Source organism: Brachybacterium sacelli (genome assembly GCF_017876545.1).
In the GTDB taxonomy this organism is placed as follows: Bacteria; Actinomycetota; Actinomycetes; order Actinomycetales; family Dermabacteraceae; genus Brachybacterium; species Brachybacterium sacelli.
In genome coordinates, this window is the sequence record NZ_JAGIOD010000002.1 from 1,072,047 (window position 1) to 1,095,319 (window position 23,273).

At 70.7% G+C, this 23,273-nt stretch carries 22 protein-coding genes; 18 read left to right on the forward strand and 4 right to left on the reverse strand.

Going from position 1 to position 23,273, the window contains the following annotated elements; all coding sequences use genetic code 11:
* Nucleotides 1-83 precede the first annotated feature (83 nt).
* The 14 genes from prfA (at nt 84) to JOF43_RS19295 (ending at nt 12,345) form a co-directional block, all read left to right on the forward strand.
* Nucleotides 84-1,220 carry a peptide chain release factor 1 gene (gene prfA / locus JOF43_RS19230; protein ID WP_209904743.1) on the forward strand — a complete coding sequence of 379 codons (1,137 nt, stop codon included), beginning with the start codon at nt 84-86 and terminating at the stop codon, nt 1,218-1,220.
* Nucleotides 1,217-2,125, forward strand: a complete 909-nt coding sequence (locus tag JOF43_RS19235; protein WP_209904746.1) for a N5-glutamine methyltransferase family protein — start codon at nt 1,217-1,219, stop codon at nt 2,123-2,125. The genes prfA and JOF43_RS19235 overlap by 4 nt, the downstream gene beginning before the upstream one ends.
* A 4-nt stretch (nt 2,126-2,129) precedes the next feature.
* Complete coding sequence (locus tag JOF43_RS19240) at nt 2,130-3,125, forward strand: L-threonylcarbamoyladenylate synthase (protein ID WP_209904748.1); 996 nt, start codon at nt 2,130-2,132, stop codon at nt 3,123-3,125.
* On the forward strand, nt 3,122-4,246 hold the full coding sequence (locus JOF43_RS19245) for a glycosyltransferase family 4 protein (protein ID WP_209904749.1): 1,125 nt from the start codon (nt 3,122-3,124) through the stop codon (nt 4,244-4,246). Before JOF43_RS19240 ends, JOF43_RS19245 begins: the two co-directional genes overlap by 4 nt.
* On the forward strand, nt 4,230-4,721 hold the full coding sequence (locus JOF43_RS19250) for a Cg1360 family ATP-synthase-associated protein (protein WP_209904751.1): 492 nt from the start codon (nt 4,230-4,232) through the stop codon (nt 4,719-4,721). Before JOF43_RS19245 ends, JOF43_RS19250 begins: the two co-directional genes overlap by 17 nt.
* A gap of 258 nt (nt 4,722-4,979) precedes the next feature.
* The gene (atpB, locus tag JOF43_RS19255; RefSeq protein WP_483416393.1) at nt 4,980-5,732 is read left to right on the forward strand and encodes a F0F1 ATP synthase subunit A; all 753 of its coding nucleotides are present in this window, start codon (nt 4,980-4,982) and stop codon (nt 5,730-5,732) included.
* A 72-nt stretch (nt 5,733-5,804) separates the two neighbouring features.
* Entirely contained in the window at nt 5,805-6,044 is a 240-nt protein-coding gene (gene atpE, locus JOF43_RS19260; RefSeq protein ID WP_076807282.1) for an ATP synthase F0 subunit C, read from the forward strand.
* Between the two features lie 10 nt (nt 6,045-6,054).
* Entirely contained in the window at nt 6,055-6,594 is a 540-nt protein-coding gene (locus JOF43_RS19265) for a F0F1 ATP synthase subunit B (RefSeq protein WP_209904753.1), read from the forward strand.
* Nucleotides 6,595-6,603: 9 nt separating this feature from the next.
* Nucleotides 6,604-7,419, forward strand: coding sequence for a F0F1 ATP synthase subunit delta (locus JOF43_RS19270; protein ID WP_209904755.1), 816 nt, complete (start codon nt 6,604-6,606; stop codon nt 7,417-7,419).
* Nucleotides 7,420-7,501: 82 nt separating this feature from the next.
* The gene (gene atpA / locus JOF43_RS19275) at nt 7,502-9,124 is read left to right on the forward strand and encodes a F0F1 ATP synthase subunit alpha (RefSeq protein WP_209904757.1); all 1,623 of its coding nucleotides are present in this window, start codon (nt 7,502-7,504) and stop codon (nt 9,122-9,124) included.
* Nucleotides 9,125-9,195: 71 nt separating this feature from the next.
* A complete protein-coding gene (locus JOF43_RS19280; RefSeq protein ID WP_209904758.1) occupies nt 9,196-10,107 on the forward strand; it encodes a F0F1 ATP synthase subunit gamma in 912 nt (303 codons plus the stop codon).
* Nucleotides 10,108-10,159: 52 nt separating this feature from the next.
* Nucleotides 10,160-11,617 (forward strand): F0F1 ATP synthase subunit beta, encoded by a 1,458-nt coding sequence (gene atpD / locus JOF43_RS19285; RefSeq protein WP_209904760.1) that lies wholly within the window; start codon nt 10,160-10,162, stop codon nt 11,615-11,617.
* Nucleotides 11,614-11,886: a F0F1 ATP synthase subunit epsilon gene (locus JOF43_RS19290; protein ID WP_209904762.1), complete on the forward strand. Its 273-nt coding sequence runs from the start codon at nt 11,614-11,616 to the stop codon at nt 11,884-11,886. The genes atpD and JOF43_RS19290 overlap by 4 nt, the downstream gene beginning before the upstream one ends.
* An 18-nt stretch (nt 11,887-11,904) precedes the next feature.
* Nucleotides 11,905-12,345 carry a DUF2550 family protein gene (locus JOF43_RS19295; RefSeq protein ID WP_209904764.1) on the forward strand — a complete coding sequence of 147 codons (441 nt, stop codon included), beginning with the start codon at nt 11,905-11,907 and terminating at the stop codon, nt 12,343-12,345.
* A gap of 20 nt (nt 12,346-12,365) precedes the next feature.
* On the opposite strand, the gene JOF43_RS19300 is transcribed toward JOF43_RS19295, so the two are convergent.
* Complete coding sequence (locus tag JOF43_RS19300) at nt 12,366-13,598, reverse strand: N-acetylglucosamine-6-phosphate deacetylase (RefSeq protein ID WP_209904766.1); 1,233 nt, start codon at nt 13,596-13,598, stop codon at nt 12,366-12,368.
* A 23-nt stretch (nt 13,599-13,621) separates the two neighbouring features.
* Complete coding sequence (nucS, locus tag JOF43_RS19305; protein WP_209904768.1) at nt 13,622-14,329, reverse strand: endonuclease NucS; 708 nt, start codon at nt 14,327-14,329, stop codon at nt 13,622-13,624.
* 172 nt (nt 14,330-14,501) lie between these two features.
* On the opposite strand from nucS, the gene JOF43_RS19310 reads away from it, so the two are divergent.
* The 3 genes from JOF43_RS19310 to JOF43_RS19320 all read left to right on the forward strand — a co-directional run bounded on the left by JOF43_RS19310 (nt 14,502) and on the right by JOF43_RS19320 (nt 17,494).
* Entirely contained in the window at nt 14,502-15,404 is a 903-nt protein-coding gene (locus JOF43_RS19310) for a hypothetical protein (RefSeq protein WP_342592234.1), read from the forward strand.
* Complete coding sequence (locus JOF43_RS19315; protein WP_209904770.1) at nt 15,401-16,486, forward strand: DUF8094 domain-containing protein; 1,086 nt, start codon at nt 15,401-15,403, stop codon at nt 16,484-16,486. Before JOF43_RS19310 ends, JOF43_RS19315 begins: the two co-directional genes overlap by 4 nt.
* Nucleotides 16,487-16,591: 105 nt before the next feature.
* Complete coding sequence (locus JOF43_RS19320; protein ID WP_209904772.1) at nt 16,592-17,494, forward strand: co-chaperone YbbN; 903 nt, start codon at nt 16,592-16,594, stop codon at nt 17,492-17,494.
* 34 nt (nt 17,495-17,528) lie between these two features.
* Here the strand turns inward: JOF43_RS19320 and glgB are convergent, their stop codons facing one another.
* Both glgB and JOF43_RS19330 read right to left on the reverse strand, forming a co-directional pair.
* Nucleotides 17,529-19,760, reverse strand: coding sequence for a 1,4-alpha-glucan branching protein GlgB (glgB, locus tag JOF43_RS19325; RefSeq protein WP_209904774.1), 2,232 nt, complete (start codon nt 19,758-19,760; stop codon nt 17,529-17,531).
* Between the two features lies 1 nt (nt 19,761).
* Entirely contained in the window at nt 19,762-21,801 is a 2,040-nt protein-coding gene (locus tag JOF43_RS19330) for an alpha-1,4-glucan--maltose-1-phosphate maltosyltransferase (protein WP_209904776.1), read from the reverse strand.
* A gap of 339 nt (nt 21,802-22,140) precedes the next feature.
* Between JOF43_RS19330 and JOF43_RS19335 the strand changes: the two genes are divergently transcribed.
* A complete protein-coding gene (locus JOF43_RS19335; RefSeq protein ID WP_245354616.1) occupies nt 22,141-23,262 on the forward strand; it encodes an AAA family ATPase in 1,122 nt (373 codons plus the stop codon).
* Nucleotides 23,263-23,273 lie beyond the last annotated feature (11 nt).

The following is a 23,273-nucleotide window of genomic DNA, read 5'->3' on the forward strand; positions in this document are numbered from 1 at the left end:
ACGCAGTCTCCGACGCCGGTGCGCGCCCCAGGGCGTGCACCGGCGTCGTCGCATGCGCAGCCGGAGTCGAGCGGAGGACCGGGATGGAACCACGTCGCGAGGATCGCCTCGCCCCACTGCGGCGCGAGCACGCCCGTCTCCAGGACGCCCTGGCCGATCCCGCGCTCCACGACGACCCCGCGCGAGCCCGGCGCGCGGGGCGCCGCTACGCGGAGCTCGAGTCCGTGCTGGGCGCTGCCGCCCAGGTCGAATCGACGGCCGACGACCTCGGGACCGCCCGTGAACTGGCAGAGCTGGGGGAGGGGGACGACGAGCTCGCGGCCGAGACCGAGCAGCTCGCCGCTCGCCTGGAGACCGAGCAGGACCGCCTCGAGGACCTCCTCGCCCCGCGCGACCCCGACGATTCGCGCGATGTGATCCTCGAGATCAAGGCCGGTGCGGGCGGTGAGGAATCCGCCCTGTTCGCCGCCGAGATGCTGCGCATGTACCGCTCCTACGCGGAGCACCGGGGATGGCGCGTCGAGGTGCTCACCTCCGCCGAGTCCGAGCTGGGCGGTCTGAAGGACGTCACCGTCGCCGTCAGCGCCCGCTCCGGCACCGCCCCCGCCGACGGTGTCTACGCCCATCTCAAGCACGAGGCCGGGGTGCACCGCGTCCAACGGGTGCCGGTCACGGAGTCCGCCGGCCGGATCCACACCTCCGCCGTGGGGGTGCTGGTGCTGCCCGAGGCGGACGAGGCCGACGAGGGCGAGCTGCTGGCCGAGGCCATGGCCCCGGCGAACCTCCGCATCGACGTGTTCCGCTCCAGCGGCCCCGGCGGCCAGAGCGTGAACACCACCGACTCCGCGGTGCGCATCACCCATCTGCCCACCGGCCTCGTGGTCTCCTGCCAGGACCAGAAGAGCCAGCTCCAGAATCGCGAGCAGGCCCTGCGGATCCTGCGCACGCGCCTGCTGGACGCGCGACGGCTCGAGCAGGAGCAGCAGTCCTCGGCGGCGCGCCGCTCCCAGGTCCGCACGGTCGACCGCAGCGAGCGCATCCGCACCTACAACTTCCCCGAGTCGCGCGTGGCCGACCACCGCACGGGGTACAAGGCCGGCAATCTCTCCCACGTCCTCGCCGGGGATCTCGAGGACCTCATCGCCTCCTCCCGCGAGGCCGAGCGGGCCGCCCGTCTGGCCGAGGCCCAGCGCTCCGTCGACGAGGACGACCTCCCGTGAGCGCCACCGCGACCCGCGACCTGCTGCGGGAGGCCCTCGCCGAGACCACCCAGCGGCTCGGCCGGGCCGGCGTCGCCTCCCCGAGCGTCGATGCGCGCGCACTGATCGCCGCGGCCGCCGGCACCGCGCGCCCGCTGGTCCTGCTCGATGATCTGCCCGCGGACTTCGCCGAGCAGCTCGAGGGGCTCACGGCGCGCCGCGAGCGACGCGAACCGCTCCAGCTGATCCTGGGCAGGGCCCCCTTCCGACGCCTGATGCTGCACGTGCGCGAGGGCGTGTTCATCCCCCGGCCGGAGACCGAGCTCGCCCTGGACCTGCTGCGCCAGCATTCCACCGGACCGCTCGAGCACCTCGTGGACCTGTGCACGGGCAGCGGCGCCCTGGCCGCCTCCGCTCTCGACGAGATCCCCACCGCCCGGGTGCTGGCCGTCGAGATCGACCCCGCGGCCGCTGACCTCGCCGCGGAGAACCTGGAGGCCGCCGGGCCGGGCCGCGGTCGCGTGCTGTGCGCGGATCTGACCTCCGATCCCCGGGATGCGGTGTTGGCCGAGCTCGAGGCGGCGGCCCCGGTCGACGCGATCGTGTCCAACCCGCCATACATCCCGCCCCTGGCCGTCCCCCGGGACGCCGAGGTGCTCGACCACGACCCCCATCGCGCCCTCTTCGGCGGCGGTGCCGACGGGCTCGAGGTGCCCCGCGCCGTGATCTCCTGGGCCGCGCGTCTGCTGCGGCCGGGAGGAGTGCTGATCATGGAGCATGCCGACGTCCAGGGCCCCGCCGCCCGGGACGCCGCCTCCCGCATCGGCGGCTTCGACCGCCTGAACACCGCCCCCGACCTGACCGGCCGTGACCGCTTCCTGGTGGCACGCCGCGCCGGGACCCGACCCCTGGAAGTGAGAGACTGACCCGGTGAGCGTCCACGACACCCAGAATCCCGAATCCCGCGAGAAAGCTCTCGTGGCGGCGACGCAGGCCGTCCGCGACGGCAAGCTGATCGTGCTGCCGACCGACACCGTCTACGGCATCGGTGCCGACGCCTTCACCCCGGACGCCGTGGCCGACCTGCTCGAGGCCAAGGGCCGCGGCCGCGACGTCCCGCCGCCGGTGCTGGTCGGCGATCACGCCGTGCTGCTCGCTCTCGCCGTCGACGTCCCCGACTACGTCGAGCCTCTCGCCGAGGAGTTCTGGCCCGGCCCGCTCACCCTGATCCTCACCGCGCAGCCCTCCCTGTCCTGGGACCTGGGGGAGACCGGCGGCACCGTCGCGCTGCGCATGCCCGATGACGAGATCGCCCTGGAGCTGCTGCGCCGCACCGGACCGCTCGCCGTCTCCAGCGCGAACCGCCATGGGAAGTCCGCCGCGCTCACCGTGCTGGACGCCGCCACGCAGCTCGGTGACTCCGTGGAGGAGTACCTCGACGGCGGCACCGCCCGCATCGGCACCGGTTCCACCATCATCGACACCACCGTCACGCCCGCCGAGATCGTCCGCGACGGCACGCTCAGCGCGGAGGAGATCATCGCGGTCGTCGGCGACATCTTCTCCGCCCCGGAGCCCGAGGAGCCGGAGGAGCCCTCGGAGGCCGCGGAGACGGAGAGCTCCGGGGAGGACGACGGGGCCGCGACGGCGGAGGGCACCGAGACGGCGCGGGCCGCCGACGAGGCCGAGGGCGCGACCTCGAGCTCCGCCGGCAACGCCGCGGCCTCCGAGCAGAGCGCTCGGGACGCCGACGAGACCGCCCTGGAGCCCGAGGCGCCGGCCGCGGAGCACGGGGGAGTGCTGGACCTCCCCTCCGAGCCGGACCTCGTCGAGCTCTCCTCCACGCCCACCGAGGAGGACGCCGCCGCACCCGCACCGGTCCCGACGGATGAGGACGGGCCCGGACGGGGGAGCTCCGCCGGGTGAGGATCTATCTCTTCATCCTGCTGGTCTCCGCGGCCGTGACGTACCTGATCACTCCCGCCGTGAGGCTGCTGGCCCGGCGCGCCGGAGCGATGACCGCGGTGCGGGACCGGGACGTGCACGATGCGGTGACCCCGCGTCTCGGCGGCCTGGCGATGCTCGCCGGCGTGATCGCCGCGATGCTCATCGCCAGCAACGTCCCCTTCCTCGAGGGGCTCTTCCGCGACACCCGCCAACCGTGGGCGATCCTCGCGGCCGCCACCCTGGTGTGCCTGCTCGGCGCGGCCGACGACAAGTGGGACCTGGATTGGATGACCAAGCTCGCGGGGCAGGTGCTGGCCGCCATGCTGCTGGCCTGGCAGGGAGTGAGCCTGGTGTCCCTGCCGATCGGCGGGGTCACGATCCTCTCCGAGCGCTCCGCGCTCATCCTCACCGTGCTGGTGGTGGTGGTCAGCATGAACGCCGTCAACTTCGTCGACGGGCTCGACGGGCTCGCGGCCGGGGTGATGGCCATCGGCGGCTCCGCGTTCTTCCTGTACGCCTACACGCTCACCCGCAATGTCTCGACCACGGACTACTCCTCACTGGCCGCCCTGCTGACCGCCGTGCTGATCGGAGCTTGTGCGGGCTTCCTGCCGCACAACATGACCCGGGCCCGCATCTTCATGGGGGACTCCGGGTCGATGCTGCTCGGGCTGCTCCTGGCCGCCAGCACCATCGCCGTCACCGGCCAGGTCGACCCCGGCCGACTCTCGGGCGCGGACATCTTCGGGCAGTTCCTGCCGATCCTGCTGCCCATCGGCGTGATGGTGATCCCCTTCCTCGACTTCGCACTCGCCGTGGTGCGGCGGATCGGTTCGGGCAAGTCTCCCTTCCACGCCGACAAGGCCCATCTGCACCACCGGCTGCTGCGACTGGGCCACTCCAAGCGCACGGCGGTGCTGATCATGTACACGTGGACGGTCGTGGTCTCCGTGGGGCTGCTGCTGCCGCTGACGCTGAGCGCCCGCTCCGTGCTGATCTTCTGGGTGTGCGGGCTCCTGTTCGCCCTCCTGCTGACCTTCGACCCGTTGAGATGGCGTCCCAGGCGCCATCGGAAGGACTCCGATGTCCCCTCGACCTGACAGTGCCGCCCCGACCGACGCCGACCGGCCCCGACGCCGTGCAGTGGGCGACCGCGCGATGCAGCGGGCCACGCTGACCGCGCTCGTCGTCGGCATCGTGCTCGATGCGCTCGTGATCGTGCTCGCGGCGACCATCGGGGATCCGCCGGCCCTGACCGGCGCGCTGATCGGCACCGGCCTCACGCTCGTGATCGTGCTGCCGACGCTCGCCATCGCCTTCGCGGGAAAGCACCTGACCCCGGTGACGATGGCCGCGACCGTGCTCGGCAGCTGGGCCGTCAAGATGCTGATTGTGATCCTCGTCCTGATCGCCGTGCGGGACCTGGCGTCGGTCTCGACCCGATGGATCGGGCTGGCACTGCTGGTCGGCGCGGTCTCGGCCGTGTTCGTGGAGGCCGTGCTGCTGGCCAGGTCCCGTCAACCGCTCCAGGTGGACCCCCCGGAGGGCCCCTCGGACGACCGGTCGGGATCATGACTCTCTGTTATGCTTCCAGAGGTGCTCGACCGCTGATCACGGTGCAATACCGCAGTGAGTGCGACCACTGATCGACCACCCGGAACGCCCAGGCGTCGCCTATCGCCGTACGTACGGTGGCCGCACCCGGAATGGTCGCGATCGAGTTGACAGCTATGGCTGACGCCGCTGCGTCTGGCCACACGACCACGGGAGATCGAGCTGAACACCGCAGACCTCAGCCCCACGCTGTACGCCGAGGGCGATTCGCTCTTCCACATCCCGACGCTGGCGGAGTTCTTCCCGCCCCCGATCCTGTTCGCCGGGACGCCGTTCGAGTTCAACCGCGTCCAGCTGGTCCGACTCATCGTGCTCGCCGTCGTGCTGATCGTGATGTGCGTGATCGCCTCCCGCGCCAAGCTGGTGCCCGGCAAGGCGCAGAGCATCGTCGAGATGATCATCGAGTTCGTGCACACCACGATCATCCAGAACACCCTCGGGATCCGCGAGGGCCGGCGCTTCGCCCCCTTCCTGGTCACGTTGTTCTTCCTCATCCTCACGATGAATCTCGCGGGAGTGGTCCCTGGCCTCAACCTCGCCGGCACCTCCGTCATCGGGCTCCCGCTGCTGGCGGCCCTGTGGACCTTCGCGGTGTACGTCATCTTCGGCGTGAAGAAGCACGGCTTCCTCGGCTACATCAAGCACGAGACCATGCCCCCCGGCGTCCCCAAGCCCATCTACATCCTGCTGGTCCCGATCGAGTTCCTGCAGGTCGTGCTGATCCGCTGGGCCTCGCTGACCATCCGACTCCTGGCCAACATGGTGGCCGGCCACATCATGATCGTCGTCTTCGTCGGCATCACCCAGGGACTCCTGCTGTCCGGCACTTGGCTGATCGCGGTCTCGCCCTTCTCCGGAGCGCTCGCCATCGGCATCTACGGCTTCGAGATCTTCGTCGCCGGCCTGCAGGCCTTCATCTTCACCATGCTCGCCGCGGTCTACATCCAGATGGCCACCTCGGACGAGCACTGAGCCCCGCACCACACCTCCCCGCAAGACCCTGTCTGCCGTCCGCCCGGTCGGCACAACGAAAGGAAACACCCCGTGGACCCGATGATCCTCTCTGAACTCAACGGCAACGTCGCGTCGATCGGCTACGGCCTCGCCGCGATCGGCCCTGGCATCGGCATCGGCATCATCGTCGGCAAGACCGCCGAGGCCACCGCCCGCCAGCCCGAGCTGCGCGGTGCCCTGCAGTCGACCATGTTCATCGGTATCGCCTTCACCGAGATCCTGACGCTGCTCGCCATCGTCACCGGCCTCATCTTCGGCGGAACGGCCTGAGGCACCCCTGATGCTCAACGCCGAACAGGAAGTCCCAGGCTACAAACTCCTGCTGCCTGAGACGTCGGAGATCGTCTGGACGCTGATCTTCCTCGTCATCTTCGCCGTGGTCTTCATGAAGTTCATCCTGCCGCGGCTGAACGCCGTGCTCGACGAGCGCTCCGAGAAGATCGAGGGCGGGCTGAAGAAGGCCGAGGAGGTCCAGCAGCAGGCCGACGACCTCCGCGCCACCCAGGAGCAGGAGCTCGCCGCCGCCCGCCAGGAGGCCGCCGGCATCCGCGAGAAGGCGCGCCAGGACGGTACCCGCATCGTGGAGGAGGCCAAGGCCCGCGCCGAGGCCGAGTCCGAGCGCGTCCTCGTCGCCGGCCGTCAGCAGCTGACCGCAGAGCGCCAGACGGCCTCCGCCCAGCTGCACCACGAGGTCGGATCGCTCGCCAGTGATCTCGCCTCGAAGATCGTCGGGGAGTCCCTCACCGACGACGAGCGCTCCCGCCGTGTGATCGACCGGTTCCTGGACGACCTCGAGTCGAACCAGACCGCCACCCGATAAGGACCAGTGATGCGAGGAACCTCCTCCACCTCGTTCGCCGAGGTCGCCCAGCAGGCTCGTTCCGTCTTCCAGGCGGGCGGCCCCACGCTGGAGGACACCGCGGACGATTTGTTCGCGATCGCGGACGCGATCGACTCCAGCAATCAGCTCGTGCGTCTGCTCAGCGACTCCGGTCGCGACGCCGAGACGAAGGAGACGGCCGTCCGTTCGCTGCTGACCGGACGCGTCGACGACGCGTCCCTCGGCCTCGCTCTCGAGGTCGTACGCCGTCGGTGGTCCGAGCAGGAGGACATCCTCGATGCGCTCGAACAGCTGGGCGTGCTCGCCCTGCTGGAGCAGTCGGAGCGCGGGGGATCCCTCGCCCAGGTGGAGGAGGAGCTCTTCCAGGTCTCTCGCCTGATCGACGACAGTCCTGAGCTGTCCTCGAGCTTCGATGACGCGCGCCAGGACCCCGCCTCCCGCGGCACCGTGGTCCGGTCGCTGCTCGAGGGCCGCGCCCACCCCCTCACGGTCGCTCTCGCCGTCCGCGCCGTCTCCCGGGCTACGGACGTGAAGCCCGCGCGCCGCGTGCGGGAGTTCGCGGACTTCGCTTCCGAGCAGCGCCGCCGGCTCCTGGCCGTCGTCGAGAGCTCCCGGCCCCTCGACGAGGCCCAGCAGTCCCGCCTGGGTGCCGTGCTCGCAGGCATCTACGGCCGTGAGGTGCAGATGAACCTCGAGGTCGTCTCGGACGTCGTGGGCGGTCTGCGGATCCATGTCGGCGACGACCTCTACGACGCAACCGTCCTCGCGCGCCTGGCCAAGGCCCGCGCACACCTGGTGTCCTGACGGCCCCGGCCGCGACACACATCCCCGCACCACTGACCAGCGCCCGCAGCGACGGGACCACGAGAGGAAGCGAAGCACCGCGATGGCTGAGCTCACGATTCGCCCGGAGGACATCCGGCACGCCCTGGACACCGCCGTGTCCCACTACCAGGCAGAGAACACCGACCGCGAGGAGATCGGCCGCGTCACCGAGTCGGCCGACGGCATCGCCCGCGTCGAGGGCCTGCCCAACGTCATGGCCAACGAGCTCGTCCGCTTCGAGAACGGCGAGCTGGGCCTGGCGCTGAACCTCGAGCTGCGCGAGATCGGTGTCGTGGTGCTCGGCGAGTTCGCCGGCATCGAGGAGGGCCAGGAGGTCCGCCGCACCGGTGAGGTCCTCTCCGTCCCCGTCGGCGACGGATATCTGGGCCGAGTGGTCGACCCCACCGGAGCCCCGATCGACGGCCTCGGCACCATCGAGACCTCCGGGCGCCGCGCGCTCGAGCTGCAGGCTCCCAGCGTCATGCAGCGCAAGAGCGTCAAGGAGCCGCTGCAGACCGGCATCAAGGCCATCGACGCGATGACGCCGATCGGCCGCGGCCAGCGCCAGCTGATCATCGGCGACCGCCAGACCGGCAAGACCGCCATCGCGATCGACACCATCTTGAACCAGAAGGAGAACTGGGCCAGCGGCGACCCGTCGAAGCAGGTGCGCTGCATCTACGTCGCGGTGGGCCAGAAGGGCTCCACGATCGCCTCCGTGCGCTCGACCCTGGAGGCCGAGGGTGCGCTGGAGTACACCACGATCGTCGCCGCCCCCGCCTCGGACCCGGCCGGCTTCAAGTACATCGCCCCCTACGCGGGCTCGGCCATCGGCCAGCACTGGATGTACGAGGGCAAGCACGTGCTCATCGTCTTCGACGACCTCTCCAAGCAGGCCGAGGCCTACCGCGCCGTGTCGCTGCTGCTGCGTCGCCCGCCGGGCCGCGAGGCCTACCCGGGTGACGTCTTCTACCTCCACTCCCGCCTGCTCGAGCGCTGCGCCAAGCTCTCGGACGCGATGGGTGGCGGCTCCATGACGGCTCTGCCGATCATCGAGACCAAGGCCAACGACGTCTCGGCCTACATCCCGACCAACGTCATCTCGATCACCGACGGCCAGTGCTTCCTGCAGTCGGACCTGTTCAACGCGAACCAGCGCCCGGCGGTCGACGTCGGCGTCTCGGTCTCCCGCGTGGGCGGCTCGGCGCAGACGAAGGCCATGAAGTCGGTCTCGGGCACGCTGAAGATCGACCTCGCGCAGTACCGCGACCTCGAGGCCTTCGCGATGTTCGCCTCCGATCTGGACTCCGCGTCCAAGCAGCAGCTCAACCGCGGCGCTCGCCTGATGGAGCTGCTCAAGCAGAACCAGTCCTCTCCCTTCCCGATGGAGGAGGAGGTCGTCTCGATCTGGGGCGGCACGAAGGGCAAATTCGACGACATCGAGGTCGAGGACGTCCGCGACTTCGAGGACCACCTGCTGGAGCACCTGCGCCACAACGGCGGCGTGCTCGAGGCGATCCGTACCTCGGGCAAGTTCGAGTCCTCCACCGAGGAGGAGCTCACCACCATCCTCGACGAGGTCAAGCAGGACTTCCTCGCCGGCAAGGGCAAGACGGCCATCAACGACGTCGCCGAGAGCCTGGAGGACGAGCAGATCGACCAGGAGACCATCGTTCGCGGCTGAACCGTCCGTCGTGCCCGCTCTCGCGGGCGGGCACGGGGCACGCCGGCTGCAGGCCACGTACGAGGAGAGACATGGGAGCACAGCAGAGGATCTACAAGCAGCGGATCGGATCCGCCCAGGGCATGAAGAAGATCTTCAAGGCCAAGGAGATGGTGGCGGCCTCGCGCATCTCCAAGGCGCACGCGCGCGTGCTCGCCACGACGCCGTACGCCGACGCCATCACGCAGGCGATCGGCTCGGTCGCCACGCACACCCAGGACGCGGAGCACCCCTTCCTGCTCCAGGACCGTGCCCAGTCCGGCCGGGCGGGGATCCTGCTGATCACGGCGGACCGCGGCATGACCGGTTCCTACTCGCACAATGCGATCCGCACCGCGGAGGAGCTGGCCAACACGCTGCGTGAGGAGGGCAAGACCCCGGTGCTGTACGTCGTCGGCCGCAAGGGCGAGACGTACTTCAGCTTCCGCAACCGACCGCCCCACCAGTCGTGGGCGCCCTACCACGAGACCCAGCTCGGCAGCCTCGGCCAGGAGATCGGACACCGGCTCTCGGCGGACCTGCTCAGCGAGGACCCGGACGTCCACCTCGACGAGCTGTACCTCGTCGGTACCCGTTTCCTCAGCCGGTTCCGGCAGGAGGCCCGGGCCAGCCGCCTGGTGCCGATGGAGCTGATGGACGCCGAGGGTGTCGACACGACGGCGTTCCCGCTGTACGAGTTCACCCCGGACCCGGCCGCGGTGCTGGAGGAGCTCATCCCCCGGTACGTCGAGTCCCGCATCGTCAACCTCCTGATGCAGTCGATGGCCTCGGAGCACGCCGCCACCCAGCGCGCCATGAAGACCGCGACCGACAACGCCCAGACCCAGATCGAGAAGTTCACGCGCCTGGCCAACGCCGCACGTCAGGCGGAGATCACGCAGGAGATCTCGGAGATCGTCGGCGGCGCCGGCGCCCTGTCCGGATCCGGCCGCACCGAACGCTGAGACCTCGCCCCGCGCTCCGCCGCGCCGGCCCGACCCCTTGGAGAGAACGCACATGACCACCACATCCCCCGCCCCCGCCACCGCGACCGGTCGTATCGCGCGTGTCACGGGTGCCGTCGTCGACATCGAGTTCCCGCCCGGGAACATCCCCGCGATGTACAACGCCCTGACCGTGAAGGTCGAGATGAGCGGCGCCGGCCTCGAACCGACCGAGCTCACCCTCGAGACCGCACAGCACCTCGGCGACGGCATGGTCCGCGCGATCGCGCTGAAGCCCACCGACGGTCTGGTGCGCGGCCAGGACGTGACCGACACCGGGGCACCTATCTCGGTGCCCGTCGGCGATGCCACCCTGGGCACCGTCTTCGACACCGTCGGCAATGCGCTGAACCTGCCCGAGGGTGAGACCCTCGAGGTCTCCGAACGCTGGCCCATCCACCGCAAGGCGCCGAACTTCGACCAGCTGGAGTCCAAGACCCAGATGTTCGAGACCGGCATCAAGTCCATCGACCTTCTGACCCCGTACGTGCAGGGCGGCAAGATCGGCCTGTTCGGCGGTGCCGGCGTGGGCAAGACGGTCCTCATCCAGGAGATGATCTACCGCGTGGCCAACAACCACGACGGCGTCTCCGTGTTCGCGGGCGTGGGCGAGCGCACCCGTGAGGGCTGGGACCTCATCGAGGAGATGACCGAGTCCGGCGTCATCGAGAAGACCGCGCTGGTCTTCGGCCAGATGGACGAGCCGCCGGGCACCCGTCTGCGCGTGGCGCTGTCCGCGCTGACCATGGCGGAGTACTTCCGCGATGTGCAGAGCCAGGACGTGCTGCTGTTCATCGACAACATCTTCCGCTTCACCCAGGCCGGCCAGGAGGTCTCCACGCTGCTGGGCCGCATGCCCTCCGCGGTGGGTTACCAGCCCAACCTGGCCGACGAGATGGGCGTGCTCCAGGAGCGCATCACCTCGACCCGCGGTCACTCGATCACTTCGATGCAGGCGATCTACGTCCCGGCCGACGACTACACGGACCCGGCCCCGGCCACCACCTTCGCCCACCTCGACGCCACCACGGAGCTGTCCCGTGAGATCGCCTCGCGCGGTCTGTACCCGGCGATCGACCCGCTGACCTCGACCTCGCGCATCCTGGACCCGCAGTACGTGGGCCAGGAGCACTACGACACCGCGGTGCGCGTGAAGCAGATCCTGCAGCGCAACAAGGAGCTCCAGGACATCATCGCGATGCTCGGCGTGGACGAGCTCTCCGAGGAGGACAAGGTCACGGTCGCCCGGGCGCGCCGCATCCAGCAGTTCCTCTCGCAGAACACCCACCTGGCCAAGCAGTTCACGGGCGTCGACGGCTCGGACGTCACGCTCCGAGACACCATCGAGGGCTTCAAGGGCATCTGTGACGGCGAGTTCGATCACATCACCGAGCAGGCGTTCTTCAACGTCGGCGGCATCGACATGGTGATGGAGAACCACCACCGCATCCAGAAGGAGATCGGGGCGTGAGCACCCTCGAGGTCACCTTCGTCGCGAGCGACCGCACCGTCTGGTCCGGACAGGCGGCGCAGGTCGTCGTGCCCGCGGCCGACGGGTCGATGGGCATCCTGCCCCGTATGCAGCCGACCCTCGCCGTGCTCGGCGACGGGCCGGTGCGGATCATCTCCGAGGACGGCTCGGTCGCCGAGCGGACCGTCCACGGCGGCTTCGTCTCGGTCGACACCGACACCGTGACCATCGGGGTCGATGACGCCGAGCTGCTCGACGCGGATCGCTGAGCCGAGTACGGTCCGTCCATGACCCACCTGAACATCCCGATCCTCGTCCTGGGGATCGGGATGTTCGTTCTCGTGCTGGCACTCGTGCTGGTGGGTCGGCAGGTGGCGCTGGCACGGCAGAGCGGCGCCTTCGAGTGCACGCTGAAGCGCCGAGGGCTCGTGGGCGGTTCCAGCTGGCAGCACGGCCAGATGCGCTTCGGCACCGACCGGCTGCGCTGGTTCCGGGCCTTCTCGCTGCGGCTTCGCCCCGAGGTGATCATCCGTCGCTCGGAGATCCTGGACGTGACCCGTCGGCGGCTGCCGGCCCGCATCGTGGGCGATGAGGACTCATATCTCCTGGAGTTCTCCCTGCGGGGCGAACGCACGATCCTCGCGACCGTCGACCTGGTCTCCGGAGCCGCGCTGAACTCCTGGATCGAGGCGGCGCCGACCGGTCTCGTCATGGGCGACGCCGACTGAGCGCCTGCTCCCCCCGATTCTCAGGACTCGACGCGCTCCCCGGCGCGCAGCACCGTGACCGCGCGCAGCCGGTCGTCCACCAGCACCGCATCGGCGCGGCAACCGGCCGCGAGCGCACCGACCCTGTCCTGCATCCCCAGCACGGCGGCCGGGACCACCGAGGCCGCGCGCACCGCCCGCACCAGGTCCACCCCGGCCTCGAGCACCGCATGGCGCACCACCTCCAGCAGGTGCGCGGTGCCCCCGGCGATCGCGGACTGGCCGCTCAGCGTCGCCACACCCTCGGCGACCGTGACGTCCAGCGCCCCCAGCCGGTACTGCCCGTCGGGCATCCCGGCTGCCGCCATCGCATCGGTCACCAGCGCCACTGCGTTGTCGGCCGCGACGGAGAAGACGTGCGCGACGGTGCGGGCGTCCAGGTGCGCTCCGTCGGCGATCACCTCGACCACCAGCTGCCCGCGGGCAGCGGCGTCGAGGGCCGCGAAGGCGGGGCCAGGATCCCGGTGATGGACGGGGCGCATCCCGTTGAAGAGGTGGGTGGCGGTGGGGCGCGGGGAGCGGCCGTGCTCCCGGCGCAGCGCCGCCGCCGAGAGCGCGACGGCCTCGCTCATCTGGGTGCTCGAACCGTCGGTATGGCCCAGTGAGGGCACCGCCCCGACCTCGGCGAGAGCGTGGATCACCTCGTCGGCATCGGATGTCTCGGGGGCGACGGTCATGGTCGCCAGCGCCCCGCCGGCGAGGTGCGCGAGCTCGCGCACCAGGTCCGCGTCCCCGCCGGTGATGTGCTCCGGGTTCTGGGCGCCGCGCCGCGCACTCGAGAGGAACGGGCCCTCGAGGTGGATCGCGGCGATCTCGCCGTCGGCCGCGAGCAGGGCCAGCTCCCCGACGCGCTCCCGAAGGGTCGCGGCATCGGCGGTGACCAGCGAGGCGACCAGTGAGGTGGTCCCGTGGCGGCGATGCTCGTGCACCGCGGCCAGCATCTCCTCGGCGGAGGGGGAGTCGGGGAAGGAGACCCCGCCGCCGCCGTGGCAGTGGAGGTCCACCAGGCCCGGCAGGATCATTCCGTCGTGCGTGAGGGTCTGCACGGCCGCATGGGGTGGGGCGGTCGCGGCGGGGCCTGCCCAGAGGATGTCACCGCCGGCGATCAGCACCAGGGCATCGGGCACCACGCCCTGCTCGAGCACAGCGGTGCCGTGCAGCGCGAGCTCGACGGACAGCGGGGCGGGGGAGAGGTCCTCGGTGGCCTCGGGCATGGGGACTCCTGGGGGTGGAGGGGTCAGAACAGCCGGGAGGCGACGTCGTCGATCCCGCGCAGCGCGTCGTAGTCCAGCGTCACGCAGTCGATGCCGCGGTCGCCCGCGAGCACGCGGGCCTGCGGTTTGATGGCCTGGGCAGCGAAGATGCCGCGCACGGGGGCGAGCAGGGGGTCGCGGTTGAGCAGCTCGAGGTAGCGCGTCAGCTGTTCGACGCCGTCGATCTCGCCGCGCCGCTTGATCTCGATGGCCACGGCGGCGCCGTCGGCGTCACGGGCCAGGATGTCCACCGGCCCGATCGCGGTGCCGTACTCACGGCGCACCAGCGACCAGCCGTCGCCGAGGGTCTCGATGTTCTCGGCGAGCAGGACTTGCAGATGCGCCTCGATGCCGTCCTTCTGCAGCCCGGGGTCGATGCCGAGCTCGTGGCTGGTGTCCTCGAGCGTCTCGTACACCCGCACCCGCAGGCGGTCGCCGGACTTGTCGTGGAGGACGTCCCACTGCTCGATCCACGCTCCCTCGGGATCGTCCGCGGCCTCCTCGGCGCTGCGGGTCGTGGTGCGCAGGGTGCACGGCGGACTCATCCAGTTCAACGGCTTGTAGCTGCCCCCGTCCGAGTGGATCAGCACGCTGCCGTCGGCCTTGACGATCAGCAGACGCGGAGCCAGCGGGAGATGGGCGGTGAGCCGACCGGTGTAGTCGACGGAACAACGAGCAACGACGAGACGCACCGCTCCAGGGTACGTCACGGGGGCCTCTGGGCCGGACATGAGAGGAGGATGAGAATCCCTTCACCTGGGTGGACATGGTCACGCGCCCCTGTCGCGCGAGATGGGCCGCACCTATCGTGGGGAGGTCACCTGCTCGGGCCCGCTCCGGGCCCCCTCGAAGGAAGAACCCATCGTGAAACGACTCCTCGCCGTGCTCCTGGTCCTGATCGGACTGATCGGACTGGTGCTGGGCCGCCTCGGCGAGACCACCTGGGCACCCGCCGCCGAGACCACTGCCACGGTCGAGCTGAGCGACCCCGGCCCTGCCGTGGTCATCGACCCGGGCGTGCTCTACGTGGGCGGTATGGAGGGTGAGGTGACGATCGAGGGCGCCTCGGACGTCTCGCTGATCACGGCCGACAACAGCGATCTCGAGGCCTACCTCGAGGACACCGCGTACACCCGTATCACCGGCGCGAGCGACTGGACGACTCTGGAGACCGAGGCGGTCAACGCCGACGGGGCGACCGAGCTGAACAGCCCCACCGAGTCCGACCTGTGGCGCACCGTCGAGACCGGGCCCTCGCCGTACACGCTCGACATCGCCGACTTCGCGGCCCAGGAGCACGGGGAGAACAAGCAGGTCTACCGCGCCCTCATGATCGTCACCGACGGCACCGAGCCCGGCGCCGAATCCGTCTCGATCACCTGGCCCGTGGACGACGAGAACCAGTGGGTCCCCTACGCCTACGCCGGCGGCGCCGCGATCGCCGTGATCGGCCTGGTGCTGCTGGTGGTCTCGATCGGCGGCCGCCGTCGCGACGAGGAGGAACTCCTCGAGGACGAGGACGAGGACCTCGCGCCCGAGGCGGTCGAGGGAGAGTCCCAGGCCACCGCCGCGGCCGCCGACACCTCCGATCTCGACGAGGACGCCGCTGGTCCCGCCGAGGCGGACCCGGCCAGTGACGACGAGGGCACCGCCGAGCCCGCGACCGAGACCCTCGCGCCCGCCTCCGAGGACGATACCGAGACCCTCGACGCCTTCGAGGACGAGTCGACGGGTGGGGACGATCCCCACCGCGAGGAGGGGCGATGAGCACCCGGAGACAGCGCCCCACCGTGCGGAAGGACCCCCAGATGACCAGCCGACCCCTCGCCCGCCGTGGCCTCCTCCTGGGAGCGGGATCCCTGCTCACCACCGGCTTCCTCGCCGCCTGCGGCTCCGAGCCGGAGCCGCCGCCCGCGCCCCCGCAGGGTCCGAAGGCTTCTCAGCCGACCCCGCAGAACACCACCGAGCAGCTGACCACGGTGGTCAGCGAGGTGAACGCCGATGTGATGGCCGCGGACAAGGCCAAGAAGTCGAAGGAGCTCGCCCCCCGGGTGTCCGGCTCCGCGGTGCACTTCCGCCAGGCCGCCTACGAATCGATCTCGACGTCCAAGGGGCTGGCGAAGTTCCTCGACGTTCCCGGCGCGACGCTGACCGTGCCCCTGACCACGGTGACTGCCGGGTTCCCGCGCGTGTCCATCGCCCTGGTCGAGGACGACGAGACGGAGGGCCTGCGCCACTTCGTCGCGCTGCAGCAGGCCGACGCCCACTCGCCCTACACCTCCTGGGGATGGGCCAAGCAGCTGTCCGGTGTCGAGATGCCGAGCGTGTCCGACGCCCGAGTCGGCGCCGAGAACGTCGCGACCGACGCCGACGGCCTGCTGATGACCCCCGCCGAGGCGCTGGAACTGTACGCGAAGACCCTCACCGACGGGGCGAAGGGCGATCCGGACCAGCAGATCGCGGAGGATCCCTTCAAGACCAGCCGGCACGAGCAGATCCAGGCCGAGCGCACTCAGCTGAACGAGGGCGTGGAGAAGGACGAGGCCGCGACCATCCGGGAGACCTACGCGGTCCACGACGAGGAGTTCGCGGGTCTGCGCACCGACGACGGGGGTGCCCTCGTGATGGGCACCATGAGGTCGAGTCGCAAGATGACCGTCCAGGACGGTGCGACCGTGCGCTACGAGGAGGACGCCTACACCAAGGTGGCCGGCACGCACGAGTTCACCGAGGAGTTCGTCCGCTCCTTCGGCATCCACGTCGCGCTGTACATCCCTCCGAAGGACGCCGATGCTCCGATCCAGCCGATCGGGGCGAGCCTGACGATCCTCGGGGCCACCGCGGAGTGATGCCGTGAGACGGCCGCGTCGCGTGCTGCCGCCGCGGCGCGCCCGCACCATCGGCGCGGACTCCCTAGACTGTCGGCGTCCCGACTTCGTCGAAGGAGCTCACCTGTGACCGATCCGTACGGCATCATCGATCTCGCCGCGCTCAAGCAGCCCGCCGGGGGTGCTCCCGGCGGGCAGTCCGCCGGGGCCGGCGCCGCCTCCGCGCATGAGGTGGCCGTCACCGAGCAGGGGCTCGAGCAGCTGGTCGCCGATTCGCAGACGATCCCGACCCTGATGCTCGTGACCAGCTCGCGCGTCCCCGACAGCGAGCAGTTCCTCGCCTCCCTGCGCCGCGCCGTCGACGCCCAGGGCGGCGCGGTCCGTCTGGCCGTCGTCGACGCCGACACCCAGCAGCGGGTGGCCGCCGCCCTGCGTGTCCAGCAGCTGCCGACGCTGCTGCTGCTGATACTCGGCCAGATCCAGCCCATCGTGCAGTCCGTGCTGCCGGATGCGGAGGTCGACAACCTGCTCACGCAGGTGCTCGAGCTCGCGAAGCAGCAGGGCCTGGAGGTCTCCGTGCCCGAGGGCGAGGAGGAGGCCGCGGCCGAGAAGCCGCTCCCCCCACTGATCGCCGAGGCCTACGAGGCGATCGAGAAGGGGGATCTCGAAGGGGCCACGGCGGCCTACGAGAAGCAGCTGAAGGAGTCGCCGGCGGACGGCGAGGCCAAGGCCGGTCTGGCGGCGGTGGGTCTGATGCGGCGCACCCAGGGAATCGACGCGGACACCGTTCGCCAGGACGCCGCGGAGAAGCCGTCGGACCTCGCCGCCCAGCTGCTGGTCGCTGACCTGGACATGCTCGGCGGCCACATCGACGACGCCTTCACCCGGCTGCTCGACCACCTGCGCGGGGCCGACCAGGAGACGAAGGACGCGATCCGTGCCCGGCTGCTGGACCTGTTCGAGGTGGCCGGTCCCGAGGACCCTCGGGTCGCCGCCGCCCGCAAGCGGCTCGCCAACCTGCTCTTCTGACGAGCCCGGGCCGTCTGGGCGGGCCGGGGCCCGTTCAGTCCTCGCGCAGTCGCTCGGGGGCCAGGATCACCGCGCCCAGCGGCGGCACCGACAACCGCACCGAGTGGTCGCGTCCGTGCAGGGCCAGGGGCTCGGCATGGACCCGCCCGAGATTGCCGATCCCGCTGCCCCCGTAGACGGGGGCGTCGGTGCTCAGCAGCTCGAGCCAGATCCCGCCCTCGGGCAGCGGCACCCGGTAGTCGTGCCACGGCTGAGGGGCGAAGTTCAGCACTGCCACCACCGGGCTCCCCTCGTCGTCGCGGCGCACGAAGGAGATCGTGTTGTGGCCGGCGTCGTCGCCGATCAGCCACTCGAAGCCGCCCGGATCCTGGTCGCGCTCGTACAGCGCGGGCAGCTCGGCCTGGAGGGCGTTGAGGTCCTTGACCAGCTGCTGGGCGCCGCGGTGCAGCGGGTACTCCAGCAGCCACCACGGCAGTCCGGCCTGCTCGGACCATTCCGTGCCCTGGGCGAACTCGCTGCCCATGAACAACAGCTGCTTGCCGGGATGGGTCCACTGCAGGGCGAGGTAGGTGCGCAGCGACGCCGCCTGCTGCCAGTCGTCGCCGGGGGCCTTGCGCAGCAGGGAGCCCTTGCCGTGGACCACCTCGTCGTGGCTGATCGGCAGCAGGAAGTTCTCGGAGTACTGGTAGACCATCGAGAAGGTCAGCTCGCCATGGCGGTGCTGGCGGTTGACGGGGTCCTGGCCGAGGTACTCCAGGGTGTCGTGCATCCAGCCCATGGTCCATTTGAAACCGAAACCGAGCCCGCCGGTGTCGGTGCCGCGGGTGACTCCGGGGAAGGAGGTGGACTCCTCGGCGATCATCACGATGCCCGGGGCCCGCTTGGTCGCGGTGGCGGTGGCCTCCTGGAGGAACGCGATGTTCTCGAGGTCCTCGCGCCCGCCGTGACGGTTGGGGATCCATTGGCCGTCCTCGCGTGAATAGTCGAGGTAGAGCATGGAGGCGACGGCGTCGACCCGCAGGCCGTCGACGTGGAACTCCTCGAGCCAGTAGCACGCGTTGGAGACCAGGAAGTTGCGCACCTCGTGCCGCCCGGTATCGAACACCAGGGTGCCCCAGTCCGGATGCTCCCCGCGCCGGGGATCGGCGTGCTCGTACAGCGGCGTGCCATCGAAGCGGGCCAGCGCCCACTCGTCCTTGGGGAAGTGGGCGGGGACCCAGTCCATGATCACCCCGATACCGGCGCCGTGCAGCGCATCGATCAGGTGGCGCAGCTCGTCGGGGGAGCCCAGGCGCGAGGTCGGGGCGTAATAGCCGGTGACCTGGTAGCCCCAGGAGCCGCCGAAGGGATGCTCCGCCAGCGGCATGAGCTCGACGTGGGTGAAGCCCATCTCGGTGACGTACTCGACCAGCTCGGTGGCCAGCGACCGGTAGCCCAGCCCGGGCCGCCAGCTGGGCAGGTGCAGCTCGTAGATCGACATCCGCGAGCTGACGGGTTCGTGCGCGGCGCGCTCGGCGAGCCAGTGCTCGTCGGTCCATTCGAAGCCGCTCGTGGTCACCACCGAGCCGGTCGCAGGCGGCACCTCGGCCCGGCGGGCCATCGGATCCGCCCGGTCGCTCCAGGTGCCGTCGGCTCCCAGCAGGCGGAACTTGTAGGTCTCGCCGTCGCCGATGCCGGGCACGAAGATCTCCCACACGCCCGAGGCACCGAGGCTGCGCAGCGCGTGGCCGCGTCCCTCCCAGCCGTTGAAGGCGCCGACGACCTGCACCGCACGGGCGTTCGGCGCCCAGACGGCGAAGGAGGTTCCCTCGACCTCCTCGAGGGTGCGCACATGGGCGCCGAGCGCCCGCCACAGCTCCTCGTGCCGGCCCTCGTGGATGAGATGGAGGTCGAGCTCCCCGACGGTGGGCAAGAAGCGGTAGGGCTCCTGGAGCTCGACGGGGTCCTCGCCCTCTGCCCAGGTGACCCGCACGGTGTAAACCACCGGCGCGGGCAGGTCGAGGGCGGCGACCCAGATCCCGTCGTACTCGTGCTCGAGGGAGCGGGAGCTGCCGTCGGGCAGGACCACCTCGACGGCGCGGGCGAAGGGCCTGAGCGTGCGCACGGTCACGGCCCCCTGGTACTCGTGCGCCCCGAGCACCGAATGGGGGTCGTGGTAGCTGCCGGTCGCGGTGGAACCGAGCTCGTGCACGCCCAGCGGCATGATCGTCGGCCCGTCGGAGCTCCCGGGGGGCGGGGACGAGGCGGGGTCGGACTTCTCAGCCATGTCAGCTCTCCTCGGGGTGGATGATCCGCAGGACGTGCGCGGGCCGGTCGGTGGCGCTGAGGATGACGTAGGGGTCGGGGCCCCAGGTGAACCGTTCGCCGGTCAGCAGGTCCTCGACCTCGAAGGCGACGGGCTCCTCCGGGTCCAGGCCGAGGGCGAGGAGGTCCAGGTGCACGGTGGTCCAGGCGTCCCGGTCGTGCGCGGTCAGGGAGATCACCAGCACGGTGTCGAGGGCGCCGGTGCCGCTGGCGGCGGCGTCGAGATGCTTGGAGAAGGCCAGGACCTGCTCGTCGTCGGTCTCGTGGAAGCGGATCGTCCTCAGCGTCTGCAGCGCCGGATGCTCGCGCCGGATGCGGTTGAGGTCGCTCAGCAGCGGTTCGAGACTGGTGCCGTCCGTGAGGGCGCCGGTGAAGTCGCGTGGTCTGTACTCGTACTTCTCGTTGTCGATCTGCTCCTGCGCACCGGGCCGCGGCACGTCCTCGACCAGCTCGTACCCGGAGTAGATGCCCCAGGTGGGCACCAGCGTGGCCGCGAGGATCGCGCGCAGCGCGAAGGCCCGTCGGCCCCCGGAGGTCATGAACGGGGTGAGGATGTCGTGGGTGGTCGGCCAGAAGCTGGGCCGCATGTAGGGGGCGGCCTCCACCAGCTCCTCGAGGTACTCGCGCAGGTCCGCCGCGGTCTCGCGCCAGGTGAAGTAGGTGTAGCTCTGGTGGTAGCCCACCTTGCCCAAGGTGTGCATCATCGTGGGCCGGGTGAACGCCTCCGCGAGGAAGACGACCTCGGGGTGCTTCTCGTCGAACTCCGCCAGCAGCTCCTCCCAGAACCGCACCGGTTTGGTGTGGGGGTTGTCGATCCGGAAAAGGGTCACCCCGTGGGCGACCCAGTGCTCGAGCAGGTCGCGGATCGCCGCGTACAGACCCTCGTAGTCGGACTCGAAGCTGAGCGGATAGATGTCCTGGTACTTCTTCGGCGGGTTCTCGGCGTAGGCGATGGTCCCGTCGGCGCGGACGGTGAACCACTCGGGATGCTCACGCACCCAGGGATGGTCGGGGGAGCACTGCAGCGCGATGTCGAGGGCCACCTCGAGCCCCAGCTCCCGTGCACGGCCGACGAAGGTGTCGAAGTCCTCCAGGGTGCCCAGGTCGGGGTGGATCGCCTCGTGACCGCCGTCGGGCGAGCCGATCGCGTAGGGGGAGCCGGGATCGCCCGGACGCGGGTCGAGAGTGTTGTTGCGGCCCTTGCGGAAGGTGGTGCCGATCGGATGGATCGGCGTGAGGTAGGCGACGTCGAAGCCCATCCGTGCGATCCGCTCCAGCGAGCGCGCGGCGGTGCGCAGGGTGCCCGAGACCCATCCCTGTTCAGGATCGAAGCGCGCGCCCTCCGAGCGCGGGAAGAACTCGTACCAGGAGCCGTACAGCGCGCGGCGGCGGTGCACGATCAGCCGGTACGGCCCAGCGACCGTGACACCCTCGCGCAGCGGCCGCAGGGCCAGCAGCGCGCGAAGGTCCGCGGCCAGTGCCGGGGCGACCCGCGCGGCGGCCGGCAGACCGGGGGCGCGCAGGGAGTCCAGCGCCGCCTGCACCACCGGAGCGTCGGTGCGGGGCCGGGTGCCGTCCTCGACCTCGGTCAGCACCCTCGCCAGCACCTTCGCACCCTCGGCGCACACGAGGTCGACGTCGATCCCGGCGGGGATCTTCACCTCGGCGGTGTGCGCCCAGCTCTCGTAGGGGGCGGAGAACGCCTCGACCCGGAAGGACCAGTGGCCGATGCGGTCCGGCCGCACCTCGGCCTCCCAGAGGTCCAGTCCCGGGTTCACGGAGGCCAGAGGCACTCGCTGCTCGGCGCCGTCGGGGCCGAGCAGCACCGCGTGGACGCCCATCGCATCGTGCCCCTCGCGGAAGGCGTTGGCCCCCACGGTGATCGTCTCGCCCTCGACGCAGGAGGCCGGGAAGCGGCCGCCGTCGACGACGGGCTGCACGTCCATGATCGGGATGCGGCCCACGCCGCCCTCCAGTCCGGTGCGGTCAGTGGTCGGGGACATGGCCTCTCCTGCCTGACACCTCGGTGTCGGGGACGGACGCGGTGACGGTCCTCACGATAGCCGCTGGCGGACGGCGCGGCCCGGTGATGAGGATCCGGTGGATCCGCGCGGTGTCGCCCCGGCGGGGCGCGCCGGGGCGTCCGATCGCCCCTCGCCGCCAGGTGCCGTTAGGATCGGTGCGGTGTCGTCGTGCTCCGCCGTCGGGGGACCGACCGGCACCGTCACGGTCATGCGGCCGGCCTCGGCCTCCGGCCGCCACGGGGGAGGGGCCGGAGCGGGGCCATGGTCCAGCTCGCACGAGCAGAACGAGTCGAACGCACGACGGGGGAGCCGCAGCGCATGAGCAATCCACCCAACCAGCCGCCGAGCCCGCAGAGCGCGCCGCAGGGACCGCCGGGAGCGCCCGCCGCGCAGGGCCCGGCCCCGGGGCAGGGTGGCCCGCAGCGCCGCCCCGGCGAATTCGCGCCGACCTCCTCCGCGATCTCCCCGGGGGACCTCGAGCGCTCGGGATCGGTCATCTCGACCATCTCCCAGGTGTTCCAGTCCCGCGTGGTCGGGCAGGAGAACCTGCGCATGACCCTGGTCGGAGCGCTCGCAGCCGGCGGGCACGTGCTGCTGGAATCCGTGCCGGGCCTGGCCAAGACGACCGCGGCGAGCGCGCTGGCCTCCTCGATCACCGGCTCCTTCGCGCGCATCCAGTGCACGCCGGACCTGATGCCCAACGACATCCTCGGCACCCAGATCTTCAACTACGGCTCCGGCACCTTCACCACCCAGCTGGGGCCGGTGCACGCCAACGTCGTGCTGCTGGACGAGATCAACCGTTCCAGCGCGAAGACCCAGTCCGCCATGCTCGAGGCGATGCAGGAGCGGCAGACCTCGATCGGCGGGGAGGTGTACCGCCTTCCCGAGCCGTTCATGGTGCTGGCCACCCAGAACCCGATCGAGGAGGAGGGCACCTACGTCCTGCCCGAGGCGCAGATGGACCGCTTCCTCATGAAGGAGATCCTGACCTACCCGCGCCCCGGCGAGGAGCACGAGATCCTGGACCGCTCCACGGCGGGCAGCCTGACCGGGCCGCGCCAGGCCGTCGGCACGGTGACCCTCGAGGACGTGCGCTTCCTGCAGGCGATGGTCGATCAGGTCTACGTCGACCCAGCCGTGAAGCGCTACATCATCGACCTGGTCTTCACGACCCGTGGCTCCGGCCCGCGCCCGGTGCCGAACCTGACGCAGTCGGTGCGCGTCGGGGCGAGCCCTCGCGGCTCCCTCGCGCTGATGCGCGTGGGCCAGGCCCACGCCCTGCTGAACGGACGCGACTACGTCACGCCCGACGACGTCCGGGCGATGCGCTACGGGGTGCTGCGTCACCGCCTCGTCCTCACCTTCGATGCCCTGGCCAGCGGGATCAAGCCCGAACAGATCATCGATGCGGTGTTCCACGCCGTGCCGATGCCCTGAGCGCCCCGGAT

Excerpts from the sequence above, each read along its gene's own strand:
- atpA (WP_209904757.1), top strand. The coding sequence starts at position 7,502 with ATGGCTGAGCTCACGATTCGCCCGGAGGACATCCGGCACGCCCTGGAC.
- JOF43_RS19315 (WP_209904770.1), top strand. The coding sequence starts at position 15,401 with ATGAGCACCCGGAGACAGCGCCCCACCGTGCGGAAGGACCCCCAGATG.
- JOF43_RS19270 (WP_209904755.1), top strand. The coding sequence starts at position 6,604 with ATGCGAGGAACCTCCTCCACCTCGTTCGCCGAGGTCGCCCAGCAGGCT.
- JOF43_RS19330 (WP_209904776.1), bottom strand. The coding sequence starts at position 21,801 with ATGTCCCCGACCACTGACCGCACCGGACTGGAGGGCGGCGTGGGCCGC.
- JOF43_RS19265 (WP_209904753.1), top strand. The coding sequence starts at position 6,055 with ATGCTCAACGCCGAACAGGAAGTCCCAGGCTACAAACTCCTGCTGCCT.
- prfA (WP_209904743.1), top strand. The coding sequence starts at position 84 with ATGGAACCACGTCGCGAGGATCGCCTCGCCCCACTGCGGCGCGAGCAC.
- JOF43_RS19280 (WP_209904758.1), top strand. The coding sequence starts at position 9,196 with ATGGGAGCACAGCAGAGGATCTACAAGCAGCGGATCGGATCCGCCCAG.
- JOF43_RS19335 (WP_245354616.1), top strand. The coding sequence starts at position 22,141 with ATGAGCAATCCACCCAACCAGCCGCCGAGCCCGCAGAGCGCGCCGCAG.
- JOF43_RS19300 (WP_209904766.1), bottom strand. The coding sequence starts at position 13,598 with ATGCCCGAGGCCACCGAGGACCTCTCCCCCGCCCCGCTGTCCGTCGAG.
- JOF43_RS19295 (WP_209904764.1), top strand. The coding sequence starts at position 11,905 with ATGACCCACCTGAACATCCCGATCCTCGTCCTGGGGATCGGGATGTTC.
- glgB (WP_209904774.1), bottom strand. The coding sequence starts at position 19,760 with ATGGCTGAGAAGTCCGACCCCGCCTCGTCCCCGCCCCCCGGGAGCTCC.
- atpD (WP_209904760.1), top strand. The coding sequence starts at position 10,160 with ATGACCACCACATCCCCCGCCCCCGCCACCGCGACCGGTCGTATCGCG.
- JOF43_RS19250 (WP_209904751.1), top strand. The coding sequence starts at position 4,230 with ATGTCCCCTCGACCTGACAGTGCCGCCCCGACCGACGCCGACCGGCCC.